This window comes from Nocardioides sp. (assembly GCF_036274455.1).
GTDB lineage: Bacteria > Actinomycetota > Actinomycetes > Propionibacteriales > Nocardioidaceae > Nocardioides.
Genome location: NZ_DASUFR010000008.1, coordinates 42,927 through 52,761, shown reverse-complemented (window position 1 = coordinate 52,761; position 9,835 = coordinate 42,927). Strand labels below are relative to the sequence as shown.

Annotated in this window: 8 protein-coding genes and 2 tRNA genes; 7 read left to right on the top strand and 3 right to left on the bottom strand. The window is 70.2% G+C overall.

Going from position 1 to position 9,835, the window contains the following annotated elements:
* Window positions 1-43: 43 nt before the first annotated feature.
* Window positions 44-241, bottom strand: a complete 198-nt coding sequence (locus VFV89_RS00745) for a hypothetical protein (RefSeq protein ID WP_329703975.1) — start codon at window positions 239-241, stop codon at window positions 44-46.
* A gap of 142 nt (window positions 242-383) precedes the next feature.
* A tRNA-Glu gene (locus tag VFV89_RS00740) sits at window positions 384-456 on the bottom strand.
* Window positions 457-527: 71 nt separating this feature from the next.
* Here VFV89_RS00740 and VFV89_RS00735 point away from each other — a divergent pair.
* The 6 genes from VFV89_RS00735 (at window position 528) to VFV89_RS00710 (ending at window position 4,158) form a co-directional block, all read left to right on the top strand.
* Window positions 528-601, top strand: a tRNA-Phe gene (locus tag VFV89_RS00735).
* A gap of 193 nt (window positions 602-794) precedes the next feature.
* Window positions 795-2,393 (top strand): MFS transporter, encoded by a 1,599-nt coding sequence (locus VFV89_RS00730; RefSeq protein ID WP_329703974.1) that lies wholly within the window; start codon window positions 795-797, stop codon window positions 2,391-2,393.
* Window positions 2,394-2,473: 80 nt separating this feature from the next.
* Window positions 2,474-2,881: a DUF7144 family membrane protein gene (locus VFV89_RS00725; RefSeq protein WP_329703973.1), complete on the top strand. Its 408-nt coding sequence runs from the start codon at window positions 2,474-2,476 to the stop codon at window positions 2,879-2,881.
* Window positions 2,882-3,001: 120 nt separating this feature from the next.
* Window positions 3,002-3,400: an SHOCT domain-containing protein gene (locus VFV89_RS00720; RefSeq protein ID WP_329703972.1), complete on the top strand. Its 399-nt coding sequence runs from the start codon at window positions 3,002-3,004 to the stop codon at window positions 3,398-3,400.
* Window positions 3,401-3,427: 27 nt separating this feature from the next.
* Window positions 3,428-3,919 carry a DUF6325 family protein gene (locus tag VFV89_RS00715; protein ID WP_329703971.1) on the top strand — a complete coding sequence of 164 codons (492 nt, stop codon included), beginning with the start codon at window positions 3,428-3,430 and terminating at the stop codon, window positions 3,917-3,919.
* Between the two features lie 104 nt (window positions 3,920-4,023).
* Entirely contained in the window at window positions 4,024-4,158 is a 135-nt protein-coding gene (locus VFV89_RS00710) for a hypothetical protein (RefSeq protein WP_329703970.1), read from the top strand.
* Here VFV89_RS00710 and VFV89_RS00705 read toward each other — a convergent pair.
* The gene (locus VFV89_RS00705; protein ID WP_329703969.1) at window positions 4,135-6,690 is read right to left on the bottom strand and encodes a LuxR C-terminal-related transcriptional regulator; all 2,556 of its coding nucleotides are present in this window, start codon (window positions 6,688-6,690) and stop codon (window positions 4,135-4,137) included. The genes VFV89_RS00710 and VFV89_RS00705 overlap by 24 nt on opposite strands.
* A 371-nt stretch (window positions 6,691-7,061) precedes the next feature.
* Here VFV89_RS00705 and VFV89_RS00700 point away from each other — a divergent pair, with 371 nt between their 5' ends.
* Window positions 7,062-9,833: an HAD-IC family P-type ATPase gene (locus VFV89_RS00700; protein WP_329703968.1), complete on the top strand. Its 2,772-nt coding sequence runs from the start codon at window positions 7,062-7,064 to the stop codon at window positions 9,831-9,833.
* The last annotated feature ends 2 nt before the right edge of the window (window positions 9,834-9,835 follow it).

Below are 9,835 nucleotides of genomic sequence, written 5' to 3'. Positions count from 1 at the left end.
AGGGTGTGCCGACCAGGATCGCCTGGCCACCGGCGTACATCCCTTACGACCAGCGCTCGAGGGCGCGCGCGACGAATGGGTCGTAGATGGTGCCGATCGGGATCAGTCGCTGGCCCCAGCGACTCCAGGTGGCACCGAGCTCTCCGAGGAGCCCGACCCGGTTGACCTCGGCGATGCCGGGCTCGATGTGCTGCCTGTTGCCGACCTCGGCCCACGCCGAACGCCTCTCGAACCCACGCATGGGCGACTCGCCTGGTCGAGAGGACTTCTGCCCGTATTCTGCCCAGCCACCCGTAGAGCGCCATCCAATGCCGGACACAGCCGGACAGCACGCAAGGGGCCCTGACGAGCGTTCCCGCTGGTCAGGGCCGTTTTCACGCTCGCACCCCCTACCGGATTCGAACCGGCGCTACCGCCGTGAAAGGGCGGGGTCCTGGGCCGCTAGACGATGGGGGCCAGGTGCCGTCCAAGGGTAGAGGACACGATTCGGAGTCCACGATTCGACTCGGGTAGGGTGAGCGCCGCTCGGGCAGGTAGCTCAGTTGGTACGAGCGTCCGCCTGAAAAGTGGAAGGTCGGCGGTTCGACCCCGCCCCTGCCCACGAGCAGTTCGGGTCGCTGACCCGCACGGACGCCCCCGTCGTACGGCGGGGGCGTTCATCGTTCGGTCCGGGCCGACGCGCCCGGGGTGGCCACACACCCCACCCCGGTTCGGGTGGTGGCCGGCCGCCCCGTCAGGCCTAGCGTGGTGACGCCCGCGAGCGCGCGGCGCAGGTCACGAGGTGGTGGTGCACGGTGAGCAATGAGGGAGAAGCAGCAGCCTCCACGGAGTCGTCGGGCAGCACCGGGCTCGCGGTCCTCCTGGCCATGGCGATGTTCGTCCTGGTGGTGGACACCTCCTTCATGAACGTCTCGATCAGTGCCGTGGTCCGGGACCTGGACACCACCGTCAGCGGGGTGCAGTCCGCGATCGCGCTCGAGGCGCTGGTGTCGGCGGCATTCATCCTGATCGGCAGCAAGGTGGGCGACCTGATCGGGCGCAAGCGCGCCTACGTGCTCGGCCTTCTGGGGTATGCAACGGGAGCGGTCGCGATGACCCTGGCGCAGAGCCTGACGGCGGTCATCGTGTTCTGGGCCGTGATCGGTGGCCTCGGTGCCAGCTTGCTGCTGCCGGCGATGCAGTCGCTGGTGCACGGGAACTTCGAGGGCGCCGCACAGCGCAAGGCCTACGCGCTGGTCGGCGCGGCCGCGGCCATCGCGGCAGCTGTGGGCCCCCTGCTCGGGGGCTTCGTGACCACCTACCTGTCCTGGCGGGTCGCCTTCGGCATGGAGGCGGTGATCATCGCGGTGGTCCTGTCGGGCCTCAGGATGGTCCGCGATGCGCCCTACACCGGGCCACGGACCATCGACCCGGTCGGCGCCGTGCTGTCGATCGTGGCGATGGGCGGGCTGGTCCTCAGCATCCTGGTCTGGCAGGAGGGAGGCGAGTTCGTCCTGCTGCTCATGGTGGTGGGCGCGATCGCGCTGGGCTCCCTGGTCCGGTGGCTGGTGAGCCGCAAGCGCGCCGGCCGTCCGACGCTCGTGGACCCCGACCTCTTCGCCGTCCAGACCTTCCGGCTGGGCATCTCGCAGCAGATGATGCAGCAGATCGCGCTGGGCGGCGCGATGATCGCGCTCCCCATCTACCTCCAGATGGTCCTGGAGTACAACGCGATGGAGGCGGGGCTCTCGCTGGCGCCACTGTCGCTGAGCATGTTCGCGATCGCGCTCCTCGCGGGCCGCAAGCAGGGCGACCGACGGCCCAGCGTCATCATCCGGCTGGGCTTCGTCCTCCTGGCGGTCGGCATGGCGGCCCTCCTGCCGATCGTGCCGCGCGCCGACTCCGGGTGGGCCCTCGCCATCCCGCTGGTCGTCGCCGGCTGCGGCTTCGGCCTGCTCGTCTCGCAGCTGAACAACTACACGCTGGGCCCGATCTCCGGGGACCGGGTGAGCGAGGCCGCCGGCATCAACTCCGCGGCCGGGTCGTTCGGGCTGTCCTTCGGGCTGGCGTTCGCCGGCGCCATCATGCTGGCGGCGCTGTCGGTGACCTTCACCCACAAGGCCGACAACAGCTCCGTCCTGCCGCCCGACGACAAGGCCCAGGTGGCAGACACCCTGCAGCGCAACGCCGAGCTGATGAGCAACACCCAGCTCGAGGCGCTGCTGGCCGACGAGCCAGAGCAGATCCAGGACGAGATCGTGCGGATCAACACCGAGGCGCGCCCGCTGGCACTGCAGGTGGCGCTGCTGGTCCCGATCCTCGCCGCGCTCGTCGGGCTCGTGAACTCCTTCCGGATGGTCCGACTGCCCGAGCCCGAGGTGACCGGTGAGACCGAGGGGATGGCGTTCGGCTGACCATCCACCACCCCGGCGGGGTGGGGCGTGTCCACCCGGGTCTGGTGCCATGCTCGTGCTCGACCTTCGGAGGAGGACGCATGACCGCAGACGACATGGACCTCTCGGGGAAGGGCGGGCTTGCCGACGTCACGGCGACATTCGCCGGCGTCCTGCTGATGCTCGCCTCGTTCTTCGACATCCTCCAGGGGGCCTCGGCAGTCCACGACGACGAGCTGTTCGCCGCGGGCACCGAGTACCTCTACAAGATCGACGTGACGGCGTGGGGCTGGACGCACATCGTCATCGGCGTGATCGGGGTCGTGGTCTCGATCGGGATCCTGATGCGCAAGTCCTGGGGCCAGCTCACCGGCATGGTCGTGGCGGGTCTGTCGATCCTGACGAACTTCGCGTTCCTGCCGTTCTACCCCATCTGGGCCGCAATGATCATCGGCTTCAACATCGCCGTCATCTGGGCGCTCTCCTACCAGATGAAGCGCGGCTCGTAGCAAGTCCCGGTACGACCCCGTCCGGGGTAGTGCCCACCCACCCATGTCGTTCCGAGACTGGCGCGCGACTGGCCGGTCGACGACGACCCGCCGCATCACTTTGACCCAGGAGGTTTCACCGTGGTCACCGTTTGGGAGTACAGCCCGGGCGACGTCTTCTTCTCGATGCTCTGGTTCTTCCTCTTCTTCATCTGGATCTGGCTGCTGATCTCGGTCTTCTCCGACATCTTCCGCAGCGACGACCTGTCCGGATGGGGCAAGGCACTGTGGACGATCTTCGTGATCGTCCTCCCTTACCTCGGCGTGTTCGTCTACCTCATCGTGCGCGGCAAGCAGATGGGGATGCACGCGGTCAACGACGCCGCGCGGCGCGAGCAGGAGATGCGCAGCTACGTCCAGAGCGTGGCGGGCACCGGCACCAGCCCCGCGGCCGAGATCGAGCGCCTGGCAGAGCTGCACAAGAGTGGTGCGATCTCCGAAGCGGAGTTCCAGCAGGCCAAGGCGAAGCTCCTGGCGTAGGCCGCCGGTTCGGAGCAGGACACGACGATGGCCGAGGGTGGCGGACGCGACGGGCCCGACACCGAGGCGCGTCTCTCACCCGATCCGGACCTCGTCGAGTACATCGTCATCACGTTGCCCGAGCTGTCGTCGAGCATGTCCGTCGCCCAGGCGCTGCGGAGCCTGGTCGAGTCGTCGAGGATCAGGATCCTCGACCTGGTCGCGGTCGTCACCGACGCGCACGGCGGGTACGCCGTCACCGAGCCCGAGCTGGTGGCGGCGCTCGCCGACCTGCGCAGCGTGGACGGGGAGGTCGGCGGGCTCCTCAGTGACGACGACATCGCGCTGGCGTGCCGGGCCCTGCGGCCGGGTACCGCAGCACTGATCCTCGTCGCCGAGGACCGGTGGGCCCAGGAGCTGGCGGACGCGGCGAGGTCCGGCGGTGGCCGCATCGTGGGCGGAGAGAGGATCCCGCGGAACCGGCTCGAGCAGGCGCACCGCGCCCACCAGGAACACGGGGGGAGGGGGTTCGACACATGAGGCGAGTCTCGCTGTCACGACGCGACCACGCGGGTCTGCTGCGGCGTCCCCCGCCTCTGGACCCGAGAGGCGGACCCGTCGCGACGCCCGTGCAGCCCCGTCGGGTGGACGAGGTCCGACAGCTCCTCCAGCTGGTCGACCGGAGCCTGCTCTCGGAGGAGGAGTTCGAGCGTCAGGTGCTGAAGGTGTTCGGGCTCTCCTCCTCAGACGCAAGATCAGCGGCTGCGCAGCAGCCCTAGCGAGCGCGCGGTCTGGACCGCCTCGGCGCGGGAGCTCACGCCGAGCTTCTGGTAGATCACGCGCAGGTGGAACTTCACCGTGTTGCGGGACACGTAGAGCTCGCCGGCGATCTCGCGGACGGTCAGCCGGGTCGGAAGCAGGCGCAGCACGTCACGCTCCCGGGCCGTGAGCTCGTCGACCAGGATCCCCGGTGAGACCTTGAGGTCCTCACTGCCCACCACGACGTGGCGCAACCGGCGCATCCAGCCCTCCGGGACCCGCCATGCGGCGAGCTCGAGCAGGTCGAGCAGCTCCAGCCCCTCCGAGCCGACCGTCTGGAGCATGCCCCGCTCCGCGGCGATCTCGACCGCCCTGGCGACCTCCTTCTCCGCGGACGCACGCTGGCTGTCCCGCAGGGTCCTCGCCAGCATCAGGTGGCTGATCACCCGGTGCCGGGCCGACCGGGGGACGGCCCGGGTGAGGGCCTCGGCAGCCTCGGGGAGGTGGCGCGAGGCCAGCTCGACGCGAGCATCGCTCAGCGGTCGCCAGAACGGGTCGTCGATCCGCTGCGTCCAGTGTGCGGCCGCGTCGTGGTCCCCTCGGGCCAGGCCGAGCAGCACGCCGCGGCGGGCGAGCTCGCTGATCGCGCCGGGTCCGTGGTGGGCGCGCTCGCAGTTCTCCGAGGCGAGGCCGAAGACCGTCTCGGCGTCGTCGACGTCACCCTTCGAGAGGTGCAGCTCGACCAGCTCGAGCTGCGCCAGCACCTGGACGAACACGAGCGGGTACGACGGCTGTGCCGACAAGCCCTCGAGCAGCTGCCTTGCCTGCTCACGGTCGCCGAGCTCCCGGGTGGCGATCGCATCGGCCAGGGACAGCTCGGTCCGCAGCGAGCTCATGTCCTCGGTGTTGGCGATCCGGCGTACGCCGGCCGACGTCTCGACCGCGTCGAGCGGATGACCGGCCAGCGCGAGACCGATCGCGCGGGTGCCCTCGAGGGCGATCGAGCGGCCGGGGTCCCTGCTGACTCCGAGCCGCACCTGGCCGATGTCGGGGGCGCCGTCCTGCCAGCGCTCGGCGAGCGCGATGCCGTGGGCGACCAGGGTCCAGCCGAACCGGCCCAGGGAGCCGAGCCGGAGCTCGCCGATCGTGTCCAGCGCCTGTCGCGCGAGCCGCTCGCTGCGGTGGACGTCACCGGCGAGCATCGCGGACGCGGCACGCAGCACCAGCAGCCGGCCAACGGTGGCTTCGTCGGCCGGCGCCGCAGACTCCGCTGCGGCCAGCGCCACCTCGAAGGCCCGACGGTCGACGTGCAGCTGGCACCAGGCGAACTCGATCAGGGCGTCGACGTCGGTGTCGCTGAAGCTCGGCGAGATCCCCGCGAGCATGCGGTGGATCAGCGGCTCCCGGCCGCTCTCGAACAGGTCAACAGCGAGGTCCGAGAGCAGCCTGAGGGCCTCTCGAGGCATCCCCGCCGCAAGCCAGTGCTCGACCGCGCTGGTGCTGTCGTCCGCGGTCTCGAACCAGCGTGCGGCCCGGGCATGACGCTCCCGCAGCCGCTCGGGCCAGCGGCGCTCGAACTCGGCGAGCAGCAGCTCCCGCACCAGCCCGTGCACCTCGAACCAGCCGCCCGACTCGAGGGCGGTGACGAACAGCCCGCGGCGCTCGGCCTCGGCGAGGATGTCGCCGGCCTCGGGGTGGCCGGTGAGCGCCTCGGCGAGCGAGTAGTTCACGCGATCGACCACCGACACGGCCAGGAGCATGTCGATCAGCTCAGGGCGCTCGGCGCTGAGCACCTCGTGCCACAGGTACTGGTCGACCAGGCGGCCGGACCCTGCGGGGGCCTCGCCGGTGAGGTCGGGGGGCGGCGTCCCGGCGACCCTGTGGGAGCGGACCGCCAGCGCGATGAGCTGGAGCGCGGCCGCCCAGCCGCCGGCCGACCTGGCCAGGTCCGGCACGTCCTCGGCCGAGAGGTCCGGGCAGAGCCCGGTGAGCATCGCCATCGCCTCGTCGTCGGAGAAACGGAGTGCGTCGAAGGTGAGGTCGGCGAGCGCGCCCGCGGCGCGGAGCCGGTCGACGGGAAGCTTCAGCTGGCGTCGGCTCACCAAGAGGAGGTCCAGCCAGTCGGGCTTGTGCTCGATGAACGACGCGAGGCTCGACGACGCCGCGGCCTCATCGTCGACCAGGTGCACGTCGTCGATGACCAGCACGGCTCGGTCGACCTCCGCGCCCTCGAGCGCCTCGACCAGGGCGTGCACGGCGTCCTCGGGCTCGTGGGGTCTCCGGAGCACGTCCATCGTGGTCTCCGCTGCACCGGGAGCCAGCTGGTCGACCGAGGCCGCCAGCGCCGTCATGAGCTGTTGGGGGTCGCGGTCGGAGTCGTCGAGCGCGAGCCAGACCGCTCGCCGGTCCGTGGACCGGATCCAGTCCGCCGCGAGCGCGGTCTTGCCGGCACCCGCGGGCGCGACCAGGGCGGTGACGGGGTAGTCCGCGAGGTCGTCGAGGAGGCCCACGAGCCGGGGCCGGCGCACGAAGTGGCGGGGAGCGGTGGGCACGCGGAACTTCGACCGGAAGAAGGGCGAGTCGTGACGACGTCGCCGGACCGAACCGGAACCACGCCCAGCGTGTGCCATGGGGGCCATCCCATCGGTGGGAGTCAGTCTTCTCAGCTCTCAGCAGTCCACGTCGACCGCCCGGACCCCGTCCTTGGCGGCTCCGGCCGCCCGTGTCGCCCTGCTCCCGGTAGTGGTCGATCACACGATCTCACGATCTCACCCCCACGGGTGATTTCGGCTCACCCGTCGGAGAGGTACGCCGCCCGAAGCGCTCGGGCGTCGAGCCGAACCACCCATCGAGGGTGAGGCGTGACCACCCACCACCTCAGCAGGCTCCGGAAGAGAGCACCCGTGCCGACCGTGGAGGACCGATGACGACCCAGGACGCACCGATCGCCGCGGTCAGCAACGCAGCGGACCCGGTCTCCACCGCTGCCGCCGAGGTCGCCCGCGGACTCGACGTCGACCCCGAGCGTGGCCTGTCGGCCCAGGAGGCCGCCAGCCGCCTGTCGACCCATGGGCCCAACCTCCTCGCCGGAGGCAAGAAGGAGCCGGCCTGGCGGGCCTTCCTGCGCCAGTACCAGGACTTCATGCAGGTCATCCTGCTGGCTGCGGCCTTCGTCAACCAGGTCGTCACCGGTGACACCGGCACCACGGTCGTGCTCGCCGGGCTGACCGTCTTCAACGCCGTCATCGGCCTGCGCCAGGAGTCCAAGGCCGAGGAGAGCGTGAAGGCGCTCTCGCAGATGATGAAGACGATCGCCCGGGTCCGCCGGGACGGCCAGGCCGTGGAGATCGACGCCGGCGAGCTGGTCCCCGGCGACATCGTCCTCATGGAGGCCGGCAACCGGGTGCCCGCCGACGGCCGGGTCTGCCTGGCCGCCACGCTCGAGATCGAGGAGGCTGCCCTGACCGGCGAGAGCCTGCCGGTCGGCAAGACCGCCGACCCGGTCGTGGGCGACGACATCCCGCTCGGCGACCGGATCTGCATGGCCTACATGAACACCTCGGTCACCCGCGGCCGCGGCGAGATGATCGTCACCGCGACCGGCATGGACACCGAGATCGGCCACATCGCCGACATGCTCGCCAACACCGAGGCGAGCAAGACGCCGCTGCAGAAGCAGCTCGACTCGCTCTCGAAGATCATCGCCTCCATCGCTGCGGTCGCACTGATCCTGGTGATCCTCCTCGGCCTGGGGCAGGGCCAGAGCTTCGACGACCTGTTCATCACCGGCGTCGCGCTCGCGGTCGCCGCGATCCCGACCGGGCTGCCGGCCGTCGTCACGGCGCTGCTCTCGATGGGCACCAGGGAGATCGCCCGCCGCAACGCGATCGTCAAGCGGCTGCCCGCGGTGGAGACCCTCGGCTCGACCTCGGCGATCTGCTCGGACAAGACGGGCACGCTGACGCTGAACAAGATGACCGCCCGCCAGCTGATCATCCCCGGGCGGAACCGCTACACGATCACCGGCGAGGGCTACAGCACGGTCGGCGAGATCAGCCACGTCGGCGGCGAGCGGTACGACCTCGACCCCTACCTGCTGCCCATGGTGCTCTGCGCCGACGCCGTCCTCGACGGCGAGAGCCTGATCGGTGACCCGACCGAGGGCGCCCTCATCGTGCTCGGTGCCAAGGGCGGTCTGAACATCACCGAGACCCGGGCCGCCCTCCCCCGGGTGGCCGAGGTGCCGTTCGACTCCGACTACAAGTTCATGGCCACCTTCCACGACATGACCGGTGACGACGGACAACCTGTGGTCCGCTGCTACGTCAAGGGCGCCCCGGACGTGCTCATCGCCCGGGCCACGACGATCCGGGAACCGGACGGGACGTTGGTGCCGATCACAGACGACAACCGACATCTCGCGCTGGAGGCCAACGACAAGATCGCGAACGCCGGCGAGCGGGTCATGGTGGTCGCCCAGCGCGACTTCCCGCGCGGCACGATCAACCCGAACGACGACCTGATCGGCAAGGTCCAGGGCCTCACGCTCCTGGCCATGGTGGGCATCGTCGACCCGCCGCGGCCCGAGGCCAAGGCAGCGATCGCCGAGTGCCACGACGCCGGCATCCGGGTGCGGATGATCACCGGCGACCATGCCACGACGGCCGCGGCCATCGCCGGCGAGCTCGGCATCGAGGGTCGCGCGGTCACCGGCACCGAGTTCGCGGCCATGAGTGACGACGAGCTGCGCACCGCCATCGACGACATCGGGGTCGTCGCGCGGGTGGCGCCCGAGGACAAGGTCCGCCTGGTCCGGTTGCTCAAGGAGAAGGGCAACGTCGTCGCCATGACCGGCGACGGCGTCAACGACGCGCCCGCGCTCAAGACCGCCGACATCGGGGTGGCCATGGGCATCACCGGCACCGAGGTCTCCAAGGAGGCCGCGGTGATGATCCTCACCGACGACAACTTCGCGACGATCGTCGGCGCGGTCTCCTACGGTCGCACGCTCTACGACAACCTGCTGAAGTACCTGCGGTTCCAGATGTCCACCCTGGTCGCCTACATCGCGATCTTCATCGGGGCCGGGATCCTCGGCATCGCCGACGGCGTACCTCTCAACCCCATGCAGATCCTCTGGCTGAACATGGTCGTGGACATCCCGCTCGCGATCGCGCTCGGCTTCGACGAGCCCGCCCGCGGCCTGATGTCCCGGCCGCCGCGGCCGGTCGCCGCTCCGGTGCTCTCCCGCAACAACTGGATCCGCCTGTGCGTGCAGGGTGCGGTCATGACGGTGGGCGCCCTGGTGGCCTACCAGATCGGCGACGACCGGGGCAGCGCGATCCTGGCCGGGACGATGCTGCTCACGACCCTGTCGTTCTTCCACGTGTTCGCCGCGTTCCTGTCCCGCGACCAGGTCAACACCATCTTCGACCGCAGCGCGATCCCGGGGGCGCTCCAGCTGCGCCGCTACGGCATCGCGCTGCTCGCCATCGTCGCGATCACCGGACTCGACTTCCTCGAGCGGATCTTCGCGACCACCGGCATGACGTTCAACCAGTGGTGCATCTGCATCGGTATCGCCGCATCGATCATCCTCGTGGAGGAGATCATCAAGCTCGTGATCCGCCGACGTACCCCTGTTCCCGCCGCCCTCGCACCAGCGGCGCCCGTCCCCGCGCCCGTCGCGGCCTGAGC

What these genes read in the sequence shown, in the direction of transcription:
- VFV89_RS00745 (WP_329703975.1), bottom strand. Translation starts at nt 241, where the DNA reads ATGCGTGGGTTCGAGAGGCGTTCGGCGTGGGCCGAGGTCGGCAACAGG.
- VFV89_RS00725 (WP_329703973.1), top strand. Translation starts at nt 2,474, where the DNA reads ATGACCGCAGACGACATGGACCTCTCGGGGAAGGGCGGGCTTGCCGAC.
- VFV89_RS00715 (WP_329703971.1), top strand. Translation starts at nt 3,428, where the DNA reads ATGGCCGAGGGTGGCGGACGCGACGGGCCCGACACCGAGGCGCGTCTC.
- VFV89_RS00700 (WP_329703968.1), top strand. Translation starts at nt 7,062, where the DNA reads ATGACGACCCAGGACGCACCGATCGCCGCGGTCAGCAACGCAGCGGAC.